Annotated in this window: 14 protein-coding genes; 3 read left to right on the top strand and 11 right to left on the bottom strand. The window is 39.9% G+C overall.

The genetic code is table 11. From position 1 onward, the window contains the following. Positions 1-168: 168 nt before the first annotated feature. The 6 genes from fdhF to IPO27_07040 form a co-directional block, all read right to left on the bottom strand. Positions 169-2,901 carry a formate dehydrogenase subunit alpha gene (gene fdhF, locus IPO27_07015; GenBank protein ID MBK8846323.1) on the bottom strand — a complete coding sequence of 911 codons (2,733 nt, stop codon included), beginning with the start codon at positions 2,899-2,901 and terminating at the stop codon, positions 169-171. A gap of 5 nt (positions 2,902-2,906) precedes the next feature. After that, positions 2,907-4,559, bottom strand: a complete 1,653-nt coding sequence (locus tag IPO27_07020; protein ID MBK8846324.1) for an NAD(P)H-dependent oxidoreductase subunit E — start codon at positions 4,557-4,559, stop codon at positions 2,907-2,909. Between the two features lie 207 nt (positions 4,560-4,766). Then, positions 4,767-5,429, bottom strand: coding sequence for a DUF2490 domain-containing protein (locus IPO27_07025; GenBank protein MBK8846325.1), 663 nt, complete (start codon positions 5,427-5,429; stop codon positions 4,767-4,769). After that, complete coding sequence (locus IPO27_07030) at positions 5,429-5,989, bottom strand: hypothetical protein (GenBank protein MBK8846326.1); 561 nt, start codon at positions 5,987-5,989, stop codon at positions 5,429-5,431. Before IPO27_07030 ends, IPO27_07025 begins: the two co-directional genes overlap by 1 nt. A gap of 7 nt (positions 5,990-5,996) precedes the next feature. Continuing rightward, a complete protein-coding gene (locus IPO27_07035) occupies positions 5,997-6,404 on the bottom strand; it encodes a hypothetical protein (protein MBK8846327.1) in 408 nt (135 codons plus the stop codon). Between the two features lie 6 nt (positions 6,405-6,410). Beyond that, a complete protein-coding gene (locus IPO27_07040; protein MBK8846328.1) occupies positions 6,411-9,308 on the bottom strand; it encodes an SBBP repeat-containing protein in 2,898 nt (965 codons plus the stop codon). A gap of 138 nt (positions 9,309-9,446) precedes the next feature. On the opposite strand from IPO27_07040, the gene purQ reads away from it, so the two are divergent. Continuing rightward, complete coding sequence (purQ, locus tag IPO27_07045) at positions 9,447-10,151, top strand: phosphoribosylformylglycinamidine synthase subunit PurQ (GenBank protein ID MBK8846329.1); 705 nt, start codon at positions 9,447-9,449, stop codon at positions 10,149-10,151. Between the two features lie 93 nt (positions 10,152-10,244). Then, entirely contained in the window at positions 10,245-11,867 is a 1,623-nt protein-coding gene (locus IPO27_07050) for an Ig-like domain-containing protein (GenBank protein MBK8846330.1), read from the top strand. 121 nt (positions 11,868-11,988) lie between these two features. Here the strand turns inward: IPO27_07050 and IPO27_07055 are convergent, their stop codons facing one another. From IPO27_07055 to eno, 3 genes are read right to left on the bottom strand one after another with little or no spacing between them, the layout of a single operon-like run. Next, positions 11,989-13,311: a citrate (Si)-synthase, eukaryotic gene (locus tag IPO27_07055; protein MBK8846331.1), complete on the bottom strand. Its 1,323-nt coding sequence runs from the start codon at positions 13,309-13,311 to the stop codon at positions 11,989-11,991. 23 nt (positions 13,312-13,334) lie between these two features. After that, the gene (locus tag IPO27_07060) at positions 13,335-13,745 is read right to left on the bottom strand and encodes a hypothetical protein (GenBank protein MBK8846332.1); all 411 of its coding nucleotides are present in this window, start codon (positions 13,743-13,745) and stop codon (positions 13,335-13,337) included. A gap of 29 nt (positions 13,746-13,774) precedes the next feature. Beyond that, entirely contained in the window at positions 13,775-15,064 is a 1,290-nt protein-coding gene (eno, locus tag IPO27_07065; GenBank protein ID MBK8846333.1) for a phosphopyruvate hydratase, read from the bottom strand. Between the two features lie 422 nt (positions 15,065-15,486). On the opposite strand from eno, the gene rnr reads away from it, so the two are divergent. Continuing rightward, complete coding sequence (rnr, locus tag IPO27_07070; GenBank protein MBK8846334.1) at positions 15,487-17,775, top strand: ribonuclease R; 2,289 nt, start codon at positions 15,487-15,489, stop codon at positions 17,773-17,775. Positions 17,776-17,915: 140 nt separating this feature from the next. Here the strand turns inward: rnr and IPO27_07075 are convergent, their stop codons facing one another. Further along, positions 17,916-18,317, bottom strand: a complete 402-nt coding sequence (locus IPO27_07075) for a hypothetical protein (protein ID MBK8846335.1) — start codon at positions 18,315-18,317, stop codon at positions 17,916-17,918. 330 nt (positions 18,318-18,647) lie between these two features. Then, entirely contained in the window at positions 18,648-19,694 is a 1,047-nt protein-coding gene (locus tag IPO27_07080) for a hypothetical protein (GenBank protein ID MBK8846336.1), read from the bottom strand. Between the last annotated feature and the right edge of the window lie 163 nt (positions 19,695-19,857).

Genomic DNA, 19,857 nt, shown 5'->3' on the forward strand with positions numbered 1-19,857 from the left:
GATGAATATGATTGATGCACCCTTTCATTATTCTTCATGTCAAAAGAACTTCCTTCTAAAAACGTAGTATGTAAAAAAATTCGTTTGCCTTTTGTAACTACCACCGTATACCATGCCTTAAATTTATTCGTTCTAATTTGGACTCGACACAAATTTAATTGGCTTAGCTTATCCTTTTGCCTCAGCAAGTATTTTATGTTGTCCCTTGCTTTTACGAATGTTTACTGCAACAACTTTATACTCCGGGCACATGGCTTCGCTATCGGCAACGCTGCTGGTAAGGTCATTCATATGTATATCAGGAAAATGAAAAGTACTTGATAATACTCCGGGGCGTACTTCATCACTAATGCGTGCTTTTACATCAATTTTTCCGCGAGCACTTATTACACATACATATTCTCCTTCGGCAATTTGATGTTTGGTTGCATCTTCAGGATGAATAATAAGCACATCATCTTTTAATATTTCAACATTCCCTGTTCTACGTGTCATAGTGCCACAGTTGTAATGCTCAAGCTCGCGATTGGTAGTCAGTATATAAGGAAACTCATCGGCATTTTTTACAATTTCTTCGGATTCGAGCCACGTGGCAGTCTGGAATTTTCCTTTGCCCCGTTTAAATGTATCGGTATGCAATATCTCTGTATCGCTACCATCAGGCAACACTGGCCATTGCTTGCCATTGTCGCCAAGCTCATCCCATTTTACTCCGGCAAAAAATGGTACTATCTGCGCTATTTCTTCGAGCAATGTTTTTGGATCATAATCCGCTTGAGCATAACCCATACGGTTCATCAGGTCTATCACAATTTGTCCATCGGGTTTGGTTCCCGGCAATGGTTTTACCACTTCCTGCACACGTTGTATCCTTCGTTCGCCATTCGTAAAAGTACCACTCTTTTCGAGGAACGATGAGGCAGGTAAAATGACATCGGCCATTTTGCTTGTTTCGGTCATAAATAATTCCTGCACAACCAGTAAGTCTAATTTACTCAGCGCATTTTTCACATGTGTTGTATTGGGATCGGTTTGCACATTATCCTCACCCATTATCCATAGCGCTTTGAGCTTGCCCGCCAATGCTGCATCATACATCTGCGGAATTTTATATCCTACATGTATAGGCAGTTTGGCTTTATAAAATTCTTCATAGCGGTGGTGATATTCGGTATTAGTAACATCCAGATAACCGGCACCCTGATGTGGTTGACAACCCATATCGGCAGCACCTTGCACATTGTTTTGTCCGCGTAATGGATTTACTCCTACACCACGCCTTCCAATATTTCCGGTTATCATAGCAAGGTCGGCAATAAGCATTACAGTATACGTTCCTTGCGAGTGCTCGGTAACACCCAGACCATGAAACGACATGGCATTAGGCGCACTGGCATACGCCATGGCGGCTTTGCGAGCAAGCTCCTTTTTTACACCGGTAATTTTTTCAAGCTCGTCCATATTCTGTTTCAGCATGTGCTGTCGAAATTCTTCGTACCCTTCGGTTCGATTTTCGATAAAGTTTTTGTCTTCGAGACCTTCGGCAACAATGTAATACAACAGCATATTTAGCATGGCCACGTTAGTGCCAGGGCGCAATTGTAAATGATAGGTGGCATACTCTGCAAGTTCAGTTCTGCGAGGGTCTATAACAATGCAGGTTTTTTTCATGGCCAACTGCTTAAGCTTGGCTCCAGTAACCGGATGTCCGCTTGTAGGATTGGCTCCAATTACCATGATGAGGTCAGTGTATTTAAGATCTTCGATGGAGTTAGTAGCTGCACCGGTACCAAAGGTGCGTTGCATTCCCAGTGCTGTTGGCGAGTGGCACACGCGTGCACAACTGTCAATGTTGTTAGTACCTATTACGGCTCTGAAAAATTTTTGCATCAAATAATTTTCCTCATTCGTACACCGTGCCGATGAAATGCCAGCCAACGCATCGGGTCCATGTGTATTCTTTATCTCCGAAAATTTTGTTGCAACAAAATCATACGCTTCGTCCCAGGTGGCGGGTTCAAATTTTCCATTACGCTTTATTAACGGTGTTTGTATACGCTCTGGATGTTTGTAAAATGAAAAAGCAAAACGCCCCTTGAGGCAGGTATGTCCCTGGTTTACTTCGGCATCATACGGTGCCTGTATCGACTTAACCTGTCCGTTATCTACGGCCACATCGAGGTTGCAACCAACACCACAATACGTGCATATGGTGCGTACTTTTTTATCTATGGCAATTGATTTTGATTCAAACACATCCGATATAGCAGAGGTGGGGCATGCCTGTGCGCAGGCGCCACAACTTACACATGCCGATTCGAAAAATGTTTTGTTATCGCCTTTAACAATGTGACTATCAAATCCACGACCGGCCATGCTGAGCACAAATTGGCCCTGCACTTCATCGCAAGCACGCACACAACGAAAACAATTTATGCATTTCGAAAAATCGCTGGTCATATAAGGATGACTCAAGTCCTTTTCGCGGTTGAGGTGATTTTTTCCTTCGGGATAGCGCACCTTGCGTATGCCCACACGCGCAGCTACGGTTTGTAACTCGCAATTATTGTTTACTTCACAGGTAAGGCAATCAAGAGGATGATCGGTAAGTACAAGTTCAATAATATTCTTGCGTAATCGTGTAATACGTTCGCTATCGGTGTAGATATACGAGTTTTCGATAACAGGCGTATGGCACGAGGCCATTGCCTTTGCCGGACCGTTTTGCACAAGTGCCACATCTACGCTACATACTCGGCAAGAACCAAAAGGTTCAAGGTTAGGCGCATCGCACAGTGTAGGAACAAAGTCCTTACCAAAATGCCTGCGTACCAGTTTCAAAATAGTATCGCCCGACTGTATGGGGAATTTTTTATCGTTTATAAAGACAAATTTTTCCATCGTATTTATTTTTTAAAATATGGAGAAAGTTCGTTACTAAAGTAGTTCAATGCATTTTTTACAGGCAATGGCAATCCACCGCCTAAGGCACACAAAGAACCTGTTTCTAATGTTTCGAGCAAGTCGGTAATGAGCTCGTAAGGAATTTTATAATCGCTGGTTTGTGCCTTATGCATAAGTTCGTAACCACGCGTGCTTCCAAGCCTGCACGGAAAACATTTGCCACAACTCTCATGCGCAGTAAACTGAAACAGGTGCTCAATGTATTTTATCAACGGAAAATTTTCGGGAATACAAACCACCGAAGCATGACCGAGCAGGAATCCTTCTTTTGCAAATGTTTCGAAATCGATTGATAAGCTATCTATTTTTGAAATCGGAACAAGTCCTCCTAAAGGTCCTCCAATGTGCATGGCCTTAACAGGAAGTCGAAAGCCTCCTCCCAAATCATTTATAACTATTGATAATGGGGTGCCGCAATCTACTTCGTAAATGCCGGGTCTATTAAAAAACCCATCGAGTGAGACCAACTTGGTTCCGCTCGATTTGGCGCTACCAATTGCTGCATATGCTTTGCCCCCATGCTGCATAATGTATGGCAGGTTGGCCAGGGTTTCTACATTATTGACTACGGTAGGCTTATTAAATAATCCTTGTTGTGTTGGGTACGGTGGGCGCACGCGCACCTCCGGACGTTGCCCTTCGATGGAGGAGAGCAAAGCCGTTTCTTCGCCACAAATATATGCCCCTTGTGCTTTTATTATTTTGAAATCGAAATTGAAGTTGGTGCCACAGATATTATTGCCAAGTAATTTTAATTCACGCAGATGATTGATGGCTTCATCAATAATTGCAATTGACTCCGGATACTCGGCACGAATATAAACCACCCCATATGCCGCACCGGTAATGTATCCGGCTATCATCATTCCCATAAGCAAAGCGTGTGGGCGCTGCTCCATGATGTAACGGTCACTGTATGCTCCGGGGTCGCCTTCATCAGCATTGCAAACGATAAACTTGGTTGGGTCAGTGGTATTTTTACATGACTCCAATTTAAAGGCCATGCTAAATCCTGCACCTCCACGCCCACGAATAGCGGAGTCTTTAAGTTGTGCTAATAACGCATCGGGAGATTGTGCCAGGCATTTTTTAAAAATATCATAATAGTCGCTTACCTCGCCATAAGGTGCAGTTAGTATTGCAGTACCATAGTTGCCTACATGATACTTTTCGGTGGTGCCGGTATCTTTTGTTCGTATAGTATCCAGGTTATCAATATCGCTACCCGAAAAATTATGCCCTGCATAATGAAAGGCTGCGTTTTGATGACAACGCCCCAGGCAGCACATTTCCCCAATTTCATCGGCTTTAAAAGCTGCGCCTAATTTTGTATGTACCTCCTGTTGTGTACCTGCCGTCATACATGCCGATCCATTGCAAACATATACTTTCTTGCCTTTGTTTTCGGGGCGCATAAAATCGTAAAAGGTAACAGTACCATAAACATTCGCCATGCCTACGAGGAATTCTTTGCGGAGTTGTTCCATTTTTTCGGCAGTTGGTGTTCCCTGTTGCGATGCTGCAATACCTAACTCTTCAAACAGATTATAGTTTAATCCTTTCCGTCCCGATAAGTCGCCCAAATTTTTTGACATAGCTATTTCTAATTTAAAGTTGTGGGTACTGTAAGTTGAATTCCTTTACCTTGATAATAGATGCTTCACATTCCGATAACGCATCAAGGTTTTTCAACTCCCCCCCCAATCAACCATTTCCCAAAAATAAAAAAATAAATCTATAGCCTACTAATTATTGCCGGGGGATGGATGAAATTAATAGGTATGTTGAAGAAATAGGACTATTTAAAACGTGAATCCATAACCTACCGAAAAAATAAAATCTGTATCGTTTGCTTTAAGATTAAGCTCTTGATGAACAAAATAGAGCAAATCAAGTTGATGATGTCGGGTTACATTGTAAGAGAAGGCGGCTGAGGTTCGCATACCTTGCAGGTTGTTTAGTTGTCCAAGGCGATAAAAAATTTCTTCGCGTAAAGCAACCGAGTACTTTTTACTTAACTTGTAACGTACTTGCACCCGAGCACGCAACAAATCGCGCGTTTGGTGCTGATATGCTTCGGTTATAGCAATGCCATTGATGGTACTTTGATAACGCATGCGAATGCCAACTTCTACTTTTCCAATTTTTTTTTGTGCCGATAACTCGCCAATAAATCGTTGCCTGTCGTCATAAAAATTATCAAGGTTTCGGTTTTGCATAAAACGATATTGCCCACCTATAGTGAGCCATTTATTTAATTTGTAACCGGCAGCTATGCCTGTAAAGGCGCTGCCACATTCTGTAATATTGTTGTTAAACGTTAGTCGGTTGATCAATGACACTGACAACCGCTTGGTTACCTTTTTTTCAATTTCAAGATTTAGGCGCAATCCGGCATCCTGCTGCTGACTGTAACATTCAGTGGCAACTAATACGGCTAGGGTTACATTTATGAGGAAGCGCATTATTTATACTGATAAACTACTTTTTTGGTTGACACTACATTGCCTTCGGCATTGTAGGTAATTCGCTCGGTTAGCAGGTTCTTGTTATTATAAACATAGGTAGCACGCTTTTTAAGTTCTCCCTTTGTATTATAGGTGCGCGCTTCATCTTTCAAACCAAAACCATTATAATGTAGGGTGGTGCGTTCTTTCAGCTCTCCGTTTTCATCGTATTCAAATTCTTCGGTTAAGTCGCCTAGATTATCAAACTGATAGTAGGTGTGTTTTTTTAACGAATTGTTTTTGCCATACTCCTTGTGTCTGATGATGTCATCCTGTTTGTTATACTCAAATATTTCTTTGCTAACCAAACTACTATCGGAATTATACTGCTCCTGACTTAGGATGTTTCCGTTAGTATCATATTCCGTAATCAAGGTTTTGCTTGTGTTTTTATCTTCCTTTTTTTCATAGGTCAGGGTTATTTCTTTTCGCACTCCGGCCTCGCGAATTACCTTTTTGGTTTGGGCGTACACGCTACCGCAAAACAACAGGCATACCATCCAACTAATTTTTTGCATCCTATTTCTATTTAAAAATTATCATTTCACCGGCATCTACTTCTTGCTTGCGCTCGCTTATGCTAATCTTTTTTACTACGGCAGAGTCTTCAGGCAAAACCTGCTGATTAACAATGGCAGCTGAATCTTTCGAATAAACATAAAGCGTATAATCTCCCTTATATAAATGCGGAAACTCAAACTCGCCATTATAGTTGGTTCGGATGCGTTCGCTATAGGTAAGGTCATCACCAAAAATAATATATACATCAGCATCGGGTACATACCCTTGCGATAGCAAGTTGGTAAATGTTGTATTATACTTGCGCGCATATACTTTACCCTTAATGCTTGCATCGCCTCCTATGCCTGGTTCCTTTTTACAGGATGTGGCCGCAAGGGCGACAATTACCATACACACAATAATTTTCTTCATGCTTATTTATCTTTGAATTAAAAATTTTGATTCCTTTTTTTCTCCGCTTTCGTTTGTAACGGTTATGGTATATGTTCCTTGTGCAAATGCGCTCACATTTATAGAAGGGGAAACATCGCCATCAAAATTTTTTTGAAAAATCAACTTCGCATTCGCATCATGTATGGTTACGGTAACAGCCTGTTGATAGTCGCCAGCAATCATTAACAGCGTAGTGGCAGGATTAGGGAAAATTTTAATGGCCTGCCTGTTGCCGGTTTCATTGTTAATATCAAGTTGTACCACATTAAAACATTGCGTAAGCATATCGCGTTGTGTATTTACGCCTCCGCTACCACCAGTTATATAAACAGCGTTGTTGTGTAACAGCAAGGCATTGGGCGAGTCGGTACTATCAGCCGAACCATTATACACGAGCTTACCTTTAACCTGCCCATTAGCATCGTAGTATATAGTTGCGTAGTCAAGATTGGGTATCGCATTGGTTGTGTTGTCCATGGTAGATGCAATAATAATATTTCCGGCCGCATCCATAGTAATATCACTTGCATCATCATTACCTATAGCGGCTCCATTATTTGCTTGTGCCCATATATAGTTTCCATTGCCATCGTATTTCAACACCACAACATCGTCATTGGAGGTAAGTGTATCATTGTCTATATCTATATTGCCTGCCACATACACATTGCCTGCACCATCGGCAGTAATGGCTTTGCCATTATCATTTGCTCCTCCCGGCCCACTGTAAGTTTTGTTCCATTGCAAGTTACCTGCATTGTCATATTTAAGTGTAACTATATCCTTATAGGTTCCTCCCGATGCAGTTGCAAAACCAGTTACATATACATTTTCATTATTGTCGAGGTACATGCCACGGGCTTCATCATTTCCATTGGCACCATCAAGAGTTTTAAGCCATTGCTGGTTTCCGGCATTATCAAATTTTGCAATTAATAGGTCTGTGTTAGAGCCGTTGTAGGTGTTACCTACGGCATATACATTACCGGCAGTTGTTACCTTGCATGTAATCCATTCATCATCACCATTACCGCTGCCATTTATACGCTTATCCCATTTTTTAGTACCATTGGTTTGATAGCAAATAATGAACGCATCGTTGTTAGATATTGCGTTTGGCGATTGATCGCTGCGCCCTGCCACATACACATTTTCGCTTGCATCAATTCCTACACTAAACGCTTTATCGCTACCATTTACGGCAGCATAATTATAAGAGCGGGTCCATACTGTATCGCCCAATAAATTTAATTTGAGCGTATAATAATCAAACGACTGATTGCTATTTCGTAAGTAACCGGCAACATAAATATGATTTGCACCCATAACCAAAGCATGCGCTTCGTCAGGGTTATAGGATGAGGTTCCGTTATATTGTTTACTCCATGCGGTGTTGCCGTTTGCATCAATTTTGACAATACACATATTGCGATCCTGTTGATACGTAGTGGTGTAACCGGCAAGAAAAACTTCTCCTGCTGTATTGGTCACCATAGCTAGTGCATTATCTAAATTATCGCCAGAGCCATTGTATGAGGCAAGGTGGGTATTATTGCCTGCCATGTCATACCATAATGCCAATGCATCCATATTAGGTGCGGTCTCGGTAAAACCTACCACAACTATATTCCCGTTTGGGTCGCGGGTTGCTGCCCCCACCTGGTCGTTGCTTGTACCGGTATGGTTATACGTTTGCGTCCACATTACATTACCCGCAGCATCATAACGCTGGGTAACCATATCGTTTACAATCGAGGCGGTTGGGTCGGTATCGGTATAGCCAGTTATTACACACTCTGCAAAGCCTGTAGGAACAATACCCATAGGCACTTCATCATTACCTGCAGCACCTGCATATGTTATATTCCATTGAAATACGCCAGTGTTATTATACACAACGGTAGTGATGTTGAAATTGATACCGGCCGATGGGTCGAAATCGCTTTGCCCGGTTACGAAGACATTGCCTTGCCCATCCAAGGCAACGTGGGTAGCGCGATCATCATCCAGGTAATCATGTATGGCCTGCCATTGCTGGGTTCCTAAGGTATTGTATTTTACTGTTCCATAATCAAAATTACTACCATTGTCGCTGCGGCCGGTAACTATTACATCGCCCCAGGTTTTGTCAACCACCATATCTGTAGCACGGTCGTTATCATTACGGTCAAATAACTTCACCCATTGTTCCTGCCCTGCATCGTTATATTTAATGGTCATGTAATCATCGTTTTGCCCATTATTGCTGCGGCCGGTTACGTACACATTATTGCTATTGTCGGTTAGTACTTTTACCGGACGGTCGGTGCCGTTGCCAAAACCATTTTTTCTTTTTTCCCATTGCTGTTGCCCTGCGCTATTATATTTGATGGTAACATAATCTTCATTGCTATTTACCGATGGGTCGATGTCGCTTTGACCTGTTATGTAAACATTGCCATTATTGTCAGTGGTTATAGAATTGCTTTGGTCAGACTCATTGGCTAGATAATTATACGCAACTGTCCACACAATGCTTCCATTCAAGTCATATTTAATGGTAATAAAATCGTTACCGGTACCTGCTCCCTTTTGATAACCGGTTATATAAACATTGCTGGCATCAATGGCTATGGCCAATGCTTCATCGGGGCCATTACCTGCACCATCATACACGTTTTTCCAAATCAGGCTTCCGTTTTGATCATACTTTACCAGCAAAATATCGCGATTGCTTGAAGGTGTAATCGAATATCCGGCAGCATAACTATTATTGCTATTGTCTGTAAGCACTGCATTGAACTTATCGCTAAAGTCGCCTTGCCCGTTGAAGCGGTTGTTGTACTGTGCCTTTAGGTGCAGCGCAGCTAAAATGGTCAGGAAAAGAAGAAATGTTTTTTTCATTTTAATATTCGTAAATTTTGTGCAGCAAGTTAATTGTCAAATTTGAGAACAATGGCCGAATAAAAAATTCAAAAACCATCTATCGAATGAGCACAAAATAAATAATAACTTTGTGTCGCAAAAAAAAAGTTTACCGAAATGAAATTTGGAGTAGTTGTATTCCCCGGCAGCAATTGCGATCAGGACATGATAGATGTACTTGAAAGCATGAAAGCCAAATATAAAAATGAGGTGGTGCGGTTATGGCACAAAGATCACGACCTGCAAGGCTGCGACTTTATTATCTTGCCTGGTGGCTTTAGTTATGGGGATTATCTGCGCTCGGGGGCTATAGCACGCTTTTCGCCTATCATGCAAGAGGTGTGCGAGTTTGCTGATAAGGGTGGCTTTGTGATGGGAGTATGCAATGGGTTCCAGATATTATGCGAAGCACATCTGTTGCCCGGGGCGCTGCTACACAATAATACCAGGAGGTTTGTTTGCAAAAATGTATTTATAAAAGCAATAAGCGATGAGTTTATTATTACCAGCAAACTTAGCACAACCAAAGCATTAAAAATTCCTATTGCTCATGGAGAAGGAAAATTTTATGCGGACGATAATGCCATGCGCGATATCTATCAACATAATCAAATCGTATTTAAGTATTGTGATGCCAATGCTGTGGTTACAAGTGATGCCAATCCCAATGGCAGCATGGATTGCATAGCGGGCATATCCAACCGAACCAAAAATGTTTTTGGTATGATGCCACACCCTGAGCGAGCAGCCGATGCCGCACTGGGCAATACAGATGGGTTGCTCATTTTTCAAAGCATCTTTAATTCGATAGAAGTAGTCTAATCTTGTTAATAGCATCGCTATTCTAAACTGAATTTTTTTATTCCTTTTTTACTCCCGATTTAATTTTTCAACTTGCGCTTTATAAGCAAACTTGTGCGCATACTTAAAAAAATATCATCACTAAGCATTCTAATTTATTTGCTTGCCTTGCTTACAAGCTGCGCCATTCGTGTTGTTCCCAGCGGTGGCACCAAGGATGCTGCACCACCTGCTTATGTCAAATCTTTGCCTGCAAACTATGCTACTAATTTTACCGGAAACGAAATTGAAATTGTATTTGATGAAAACATTGTACTCTCGCAAGCTGACAGGCAAGTAATTGTATCGCCAATCATGCAACCAAAGCCTGAAGTAAGCAGTCGCAGGAATCGTTTAAAATTAAAGTTACCAGAAAGTCTTACTCCCAATACAACGTATACCATTAACTTTGGAAATGCCATTACTGATTTGCATGAAGGCAATGCCTATGGAGGATTTCAGTTTGTTTTCAGCACGGGCAGTATAATTGATTCGTTAAAATTTTCGGGAACTATTTTGCATGCCTCCGACTTGCATGCAGAGAAAAGCGTATTGGCAATGTTGTATAGTGACACAGATGATAGTTGCATTTATAAACACGAGCCCGATTATTACAGCCTCACTGACGAATCTGGAAATTTCACTATAAAAAATATTCGCCCCGGAACTTACAAGCTTTTTGGAATGAAGGATGTTAGCAACAATCTAATGTTTGAAAAAGGGGCAGACATGATTGCTTTTAACACGCAATCATTGCAAATACCGCGTGATAGTATGGCAACGATGCTTATGTTTAATGAGCGCGATTATTTTCCAAAACTAAAATCAGCTAAAAAAGATTTGAAGGGCCGTATAAAAATTATCACCTCTGCAGCAGTGCCAGATTTTGATTTCGATGTCTTAAACAAATCTATCAGCAAAGAAAAATGTACCATCATAAAAAACCTGGGCAACGATACGTTATTCTTGTTTTATAATGATAGCATGGCTGATAGCCTCAACATGGTATTGCGCAACGGCAGCCTATTGCTCGATACCGTTTTTATAGAATTAAAATCGAAGCGCTCCGCTTCAGGTGGCCGTGGTGAAACCGCTTTAGGCGGCTCCATTATTTCTAATCTATCAGGCAATTTTCTCGACCTAGGAAAATTACTGCATTTGAATTTTCAATTTCCTGTTCAAACTATCGACAGCAGTAAAATAACTTTACGCATAGATAGTATTGCTACAAGTCCCATAGTATTAACCTTTGCTAACGAGCATCGTATGCAACTGGTGATGAACCACAACATGCTTCCCGGCAAACGATATGAGCTAAGTTTATTGCCCGGTGCATTTACCGATTTGCTAGGCAATAAAAACGATACCACTATCATTACCTGGAATACCCGCGAACCAAGATACTACGGAACGTTTACAGTAACCGTTAGTAATCTTGACATCAACAATAAAATTATTCAACTGGTAACTGAAAAAGATGAGGTGGTGGCAGCACAAAAATTGAATTCAACAAAAATTGAATTTAATAATCTGGAGCCAATGCTGTATCGTGTAAAATTAATTGATGATAATAATGGCAATGGCATATTTGATTCGGGTATGTATTATACTAAAAGACAACCTGAACGTGTGCATTATTTTCCTAAGACCATCAATATCCGGTCTAATTGGGATGTTAGTGAGGAGTGGAAATTTTAAATAAAATGAAGTGTGTGTTTAATTCCTTATTAATTGATTTCTTTTGTAGGATATGCAAAAAAAATCGCCCCGATTTTGCTTCAGCAAAATCGGGGCGATTACATTTATAACAGTTTATTAGTTAGTCTATCACCGGTACAATATTTTCTTCAATCTTTTTTTGAATCCATTGTGTGGTTACCGAACTTGGCCGTTCGATGGGCGAGCCAAGCGCTCTATCCCAAAGCAACGATGTAAGCACTCCAATAGCCCGCGATACTCCAAACAATACGGTATAAAAGTCATACTCTGTTAATCCATAATGCATAAGTAATATACCTGAATGCGCATCAACGTTAGGCCATGGGTTTTTAATCTTACCTGTTGACTTCAATATTTCGGGAGTAACTTCATATAGTAACTGTACAATTTTAAACAACTCATCATCGGCCATATTTTCTTTTGCAAAATCCTGTTGCGCTGTGTAGCGAGGATCTGTTTTTCGTAAAACGGCATGCCCGTATCCGGGCACAACGCGTCCTTCGGCAAGTGTGCTTTTAATGTATGCAGCAAGTTGTTCTTTACTAGGCATTCCTCTAAACTCTTCGCGCAATTCCAATATCCAACGTGCAACCTCTTGTGCAGCCAAGCCATGCAATGGGCCTGCCAATCCGTTCATTCCTGCTGCAAGCGATAGGTAGGCATCGCTCAAGGCACTACCAACCAGATGTGTAGTATGTGCTGATACATTTCCTCCTTCGTGATCAACATGTATGGTTAAATACAGGCGCATCAATTTGCGCATTCCGCGGCTGTCAAACCCAAGCATGTGGGCAAAGTTGGCAGCCCAATCCAATTTAGGATTTGGTTCAATATGTACTCCTCCTTTATACATGTTGCGATATATATAAGCCGCTATTCTGGGTAGTCGTGCTATCAGGGTAATTACATCTTCAAACATGGGATCCCAATACTCCTTCTTGTTCATTCCCTCGCGGTAGCGTTGTGCAAATTGACTTTCAGTTTGTAATGCCATTATAGCCATACTAAACTGCGTCATAGGATGTGTTTTGGCCGGCAACTTATCAAGCATATCAAATACATGCTTTGGCACGGTAGCGCGCTTCATCCACTCATTATTAATTTCCTTAACGTCCTGCTCGGTTGGCAAATCGCCTGTAAGCAATAGATAAAACATTCCTTCGGGCAAGGGTTCTGGTCCTTCACTGCTATGCGGCAATTTTTCGCGCAATTCCGGAATAGAATAACCACGAAAACGAATCCCCTCTTCGCTATCCAGTTTAGAGGTTTCGGTAATCATACCTATCATCCCTTTCATGCCACTATATACTTGCTCTACCGTATATTCGCCTAGCTTAAAGTTTCCATGCTGCTTAACAATGTCTTTGATTTGCGCTGCAACGGGTGTAGCTTTCTCAATAAATTTTTGCTTTATGCGTTCCATTTTATTTTAAAAAAAACAACTTTTTATATCAGATTTCCTTTATTTAATAACGTTAGTTCCTGAAGGCCTTTTACTTCATAATACGATTTCTTTTTACTCCGATACTTCTCATCCGAAATATCCATTTCTCTTATCATGATAGTAAGGGCAATAATAAACCCAATAATTACTACTATCCAAATTATGCGCTCAGCCAGTTTTTTAGTATTACGATTACTGCTTTTTTTCTTTACTTTAATTTTCCTTTTAACCTTGATGCGCCTTTTTACTCTGCGTCTTCCTGATGGTTCTTTAATTCCCCTTGTCCAATTGGGATACCCTTCGTCTCCTTCTATCGAAGTATCATCGCTAATTTCTCCATCAGTATCGAGTTCTTCGTGATCTTCCGGCAAATCCAGATTTTCAGGCTTAATATGTTCGTTTTCGTTTGGCATGGCTGGTCAAGGCAAAATTTACGTAGCAATTATCTTGCAAATTTAAATTCACGGCCACGATAAATGGCTGCACTTCCAAGTATTTCTTCTATTCGAAGTAGTTGGTTGTACTTTGCCATACGATCGCTACGCGACAGCGACCCTGTTTTTATTTGACCACAGTTTAGCGCTACTGCCAAATCGGCTATGGTACTATCTTCCGTTTCGCCACTACGGTGGCTCATAACGGTGGTATAGTTATTACGCTTGGCCAATTGCACGGCATCTATCGTTTCGGTTAATGAGCCTATTTGGTTTACCTTTATTAAAATCGAATTGGCAATACCCTTATTTATTCCATCCTGTAAACGTAAAGGGTTGGTAACAAACAAATCGTCACCTACCAGCTGTATCTTTTTCCCTAAAGCGTCTGTAAGTTTTTTCCAACCATCCCAATCATCTTCTGCCAATCCATCTTCGATGCTGATAATGGGATACTTCTTACACCAATCGCTCCAATAGTTAACCATCTCAGCACTTGAAAGTTTATCGCCTGTCGATTTTTTGAAAATGTACATTCCGCTAGCCTCGTCATAAAACTCGGTAGCAGCAGCATCCATAGCGATATATACATTTTCGCCCGGCTTATATCCGGCATTTTCTATGGCTTTAAGAACCATTTGTATTGCTTCTTCGTTCGATTTAATGTTAGGTGCAAAGCCACCTTCATCTCCCACATTGGTCGAAAGATTATTGTCTTTAAGTACTTTTTTTAAGCTATGAAAAATTTCGGCACCCATACGCAAAGCATCAGCAAAGGTATCGGCCCCAATAGGCATCACCATGAACTCTTGAAAATCGATAGAGTTGTCGGCATGTGCACCGCCATTCAATATATTCATCATTGGAATAGGCAACTCAGTGGCAGCTACACCGCCCAGGTAGCGAAACAAAGGCAGGCTAAGCTCTTGTGCAGCGGCATGTGCCACCGCAAGCGAAACTCCTAAAATAGCATTGGCACCAAGGTTTGCTTTGTTGGGTGTATTGTCCAACTGTAGCATGATGTTGTCAATATCCGCCTGTGCAAATACCGAAACTCCGTTGAGTTCTTCAGCAATGGCAGTATTGCAATTTTCAACTGCACGTAATACTCCTTTGCCCAGGTATCGGCTACTATCATTATCACGCAACTCTACCGCCTCGTGTTTTCCTGTACTAGCTCCGGAAGGAACCGCAGCGCGCCCCAAAATTCCATTCGTTGTAGTAACTTCTACCTCGATGGTTGGGTTGCCACGTGAATCTAAAATTTCTCTTGCATGTATGCCCAGTATTGTACTCATGATTGCCTGTTTATAACCATTTTTTATAAGCGTGCAAATGTAGTCAAATACCTTGTTAGTTTTTTAGATGGATAAATTTTATACTTTTTTTTTGATGGATAAATTCTGTCTGGGTATGTTTGGTAGCTTCAGCTACGAAATCGGCATGGTTAAAACCTGCCTAGCTTTGCTCGGCAATATGTTAGGGCATCATTGCCCAACTTCCTTGCTTGCGGTTTTCATCCTCCACGTGAATCTGCATTTTTTAAAAAGTAAATCTTACCGGTTTTCTGGCAAAACGTATATAGTTATGGTTACTAATTATTTTAGGTGTAATGGGCCTCCCTTTTGTGTTCACAACAAAGGCCCTTTTGTTTACCTTTTATTAAAATAAAAGATTCAATAATATACGTTACCTTTGCATCGGCTTTTACTATATAAATATGAAACTTAACAAACGTAAACTACCTGCCAACTTTACAACACTACTAAAGGCAGCTTTGCTAAAGGCTTTTAACAAGCACCCTTTCAAGCCTTTCAATTACAAACAATTAGCCAAGCTGATCAATCAGATGGATGAAGAGATGGCGATGATTCTGTTTGACGATCGTCCTGATGAAGATGTATTGCGCAATCATATACAGGCACAGTTAACAGAGCTGGTAAATGAAAAAACGATAGAGGAAGTAATTCGTGGAAAGTACCGCCTTGTGCCTAAAACGATTTACGTAGAAGGCCGCATTGAAATTACCAGCAATGGCAGTGCCTATGTAATGAACGAAGATTATGAAAAAGACATTTACATAGCTCCCCGCTACACGCTCAATGCGTTAAATAATGATACCGTAAAAGTATCCTTGTTTGCCAGAAGAAGTGGCCATCGCTCAGAAGGGGAAGTGATAGAAGTAATTAAGCGTGCCCGCACCGAATTTGCTGGTGTAGTACAAATAGTAAGTAAACATGCTTTCCTTGTTCCGGATGGGAATAAAGCCACGGTAGATATTTTTATTTTGCCTCATAAACTTAATGGTGCCAAACATGGCGACAAAGCGGTAGTGCGAATGACCGAGTGGCGCAAGGATATGCACAACCCTGCAGGAGAAATACTGCAGGTACTTGGCCGCCCTGGAGAAAACAATGCCGAAATGCAAGCCATTCTTGTCGAAAATGGGTTTCCACTTGCTTTTCCAGAAGAGGTAGAAGCGGAGGCAGAAAATATTCCTATTGAAATATCTAAAGAAGAAATTGCCCGCAGGCGCGATTTCCGTAAAATCACAACTTTCACTATTGACCCGGTTGATGCTAAAGATTTTGATGATGCGCTTTCCATTGAAAAGCTTGAAAACGGGAATTATTCTATCGGAATACATATAGCCGATGTTTCACATTATGTCATTAATGACAGTGCGCTCGACAAAGAAGCGTATGATCGTGCTACCTCTATATATTTAGTTGATCGTGTAATACCCATGCTGCCCGAAAAGCTCTCTAACAATGTTTGTTCGCTGCGGCCAAAAGAAGAGAAGCTGTGTTTTAGCGCAGTATTTGAAATGGATATACACGGCAAATTATTGAATGAATGGTTTGGGCGTACTATAATTTTCAGTGACCATCGTTTTACTTATGAGGATGCGCAGGTGATGCTCGAAAATAAAAAAGGACTTTTTGCCGATGAGTTAAAAACGCTTGATACCATTGCCAAGGCAATGCGTAAAGATAGGTTTGCACATGGTAGTATCAACTTTGACAAAACGGAAGTAAAATTTAAATTGGATGAGGTTGGTTATCCTATAGGTGTGTATTTAAAAGAGATGAAAGACAGTAACCACCTTATTGAAGAGTTTATGTTACTTGCCAATAAACGTGTTGCAACTTTTGTAGGGAAATTTGGTGCGAATTATTATTTAAATGATAAATCGGCCGATGCAAAACAACAACATCCACATACTAAAACTTTTGTTTACCGCATACATGATGTACCTGACCCTGATAAGATAAAGCAGTTTGCACAATTTGCTGCACGCTTTGGTTATAAATTAGATTTACAAACAGAAAAAAATCTGAGCAAGAGCATAAATAAACTGATGCAAGAAATTTCAGGAAAGCCGGAACAAAATATGCTCGAAACGCTTGCCATACGAAGTATGGCCAAGGCAAAGTACAGCACCGAAAACATCGGGCACTACGGACTTGGCTTCGAATTTTATTCTCACTTTACATCACCTATAAGGCGTTACCCCGATGTACTTGCACATAGGTTATTGCAGCATTACTTAGATAATGGCAAAAGTGAAAAAGCCAATTGGTATGAGCAGGCATGCAAGCATGCCTCGCTCAAAGAAGTAAATGCTACTGAGGCAGAGCGTACTTCAATTAAATACAAACAGGTACAATTTCTCGAAAACCACATTGGCGATACTTTTGATGGGGTAATATCCGGTGTAAGTGAGTGGGGAATGTTTATAGAACTTACCGAAAGTATGTGCGAAGGATTAATACGACTGCGTGATCTGGCCGATGATTATTACGAACTAGATGAAAAAAGTTATTGCATACGTGGAACACGGAAAGGCAAAAAATATAGACTTGGTGACAGCATAAAGGTGGTGGTTAAGAAAACAGATCTTGAACGAAGGCAAATTGAATTTGGATTGTACGATGAGTTTGAACAATCGGTTAGGATGCCAACATCTGCAAAACCACTTGCCACCAAGAAGTATAAAAAGAGGTGAGGGTTGTGTAACTAACACCATATACGTTTCTTTAGTTATTGCTCACAAATTTTAATTACCACTTTTTTATATTTCCTTATGTTTTACAAAAGATTTGTTTCTATTGTATATTTCAATAAACCTTATTCTCTAAAAAAATTTCAAAAACGATGTCCTATTCCGAAAGTTAAACTGTTATCGTTTGTAGTTGAATAAAATTTCTTGGATAATGAACTCCCATCAAAAAAATATATGGAGTAATTCATATATTGGAATGATGTGGTTTGTAGTCCTGCCACGCCATTAATAAATAAGGAAAGATTCCATTTTTCCTTATTAATAATTAGGTAACTTAAATTCATTTGTAACGAAACTGTGCCTCGTCTGGTATTATCAGTGAACAGGGTATATTTAACCGAATCAACAAAATTAGGATAATATTTAGTACCAGATAAGAATTCACTCGCTCCCAATCCACGTTCCGTCCCGTAAAAATTAAATAAATATCCTAATCCAAAGCTAATATTTATTTCCTTTTTGTGTAGATGTAATTTCTTCTGCATCTTTAATGAAGGATTAATTATGAATCGGTTAAACTGATAAATTGTTTTTTGAGAAATCCGAGGAATTATGCCAGCTTCTGACTTTAGACTATACTGTTGCGCATTATTATAAAAAGCGATTGAAACTATAATTGGATTTTTTTTTGCTATTCAACTCTTTGGAAAAGCCCAAATAAGGAGATTGAAATGAGTAGGTAGCCAAAGATGACCATACGGCATATCTATTTTCGTAAATGTGCAAGTGATAACCTAATTCTATTAATAAGTTCGCCTTTTGACAGAATAATGGATTACCAGACATAATAAAAAAGACAAATAATAACTTTGCCTTCATAAAGGCCAACTTTTTAAACTTATGTAAAAATCCGCACCACTACCCGAAATATAACTAGGGCCGGCAGGCGAATCAGTTAATATTAATGGATACCAGGTGGAGAACAGACCATATTGGTTTCTTCCTGTTTGACTGGTCAAATATGGATTTTGCTTGGAACAATACGTAAAATAAAACGGAAAGCAAGAAGCCCACAAAATTTGTTGTTCAAATTTGCGCCTTCTATCCTTTTCGTAAAACAAGATACAAAGCGTTTCGTCTGGTCTGAAAATGTCATTTTCAGCTGCTTCATTTGCAATTAAAAAATTAGGAAAATATACCATGTTTTGACTTAATTTTGCATCTGATATTCTATCAAAAATATCATCTCCAAATTTTGCCTTTTTAGTTTCATTTACTGAGGATACCGTTGGTTCTCCACAATATCTATATTTAAATGTAATATATGCAATGTCCGCTCTGCCATTTCCCCATCCTTCCTTTTTGTCGTAATAAACTGCACTATCCAAACTTACAATTAAATCCTCACCTGTTGCAGGTACTCCTGCAACATTAGTACCATAAGCGGTTGACTTAATTCCTTGAGTTTCACTTACCGATATTACCCATACATTACTATTAATTGCCATTTGTTCATCCACTTCTATTGGTTGAACAATCCCATTATTATCTATATAAAAACCAGGTAAAATGGAATCGTCATTTAAATTGTAACAAATAATAGGATCGTTATTTAAATTTGTATTCGGATAATTAGGTATATAAATTTGAATATATGCAGAATCATTAAAATATGTAAAGCCATTAATGCTTTCTGTTATTTCAGTTAGTGTAGTATAGACATCTAGGTTCAGGGTGCTTGCATATTTTAAGATAGTTGCATAAAAAGATTGAGGTAAGGCATTTTGAACATCTAAATTTATTGTTTTCAATAATGCATTATCATCGCCATCAAATTGTTTACTTACCTCCTTATTTACAATAGTTTTAAATTGCGTATTTTTAGATAAATCGAGTAAGCCTAATGCGGCAGTCCTAAGCATTTTATCGTATTTATCCTAGTCAGTAATTTTAGATAAGATTTGAAACGAATGTTCGTTATCTTGCTCAATATCTTCCTTTTTTTCCTTGTTACAACTTGACATTGAAACAAATGCAAGTAATATTAATGCGAGTTTTTTCATATTAGATTTTTCTAAAAATATT

Source organism: Bacteroidota bacterium (assembly GCA_016714535.1).
Classification (GTDB): Bacteria; Bacteroidota; Bacteroidia; order AKYH767-A; family OLB10; genus JADKFV01.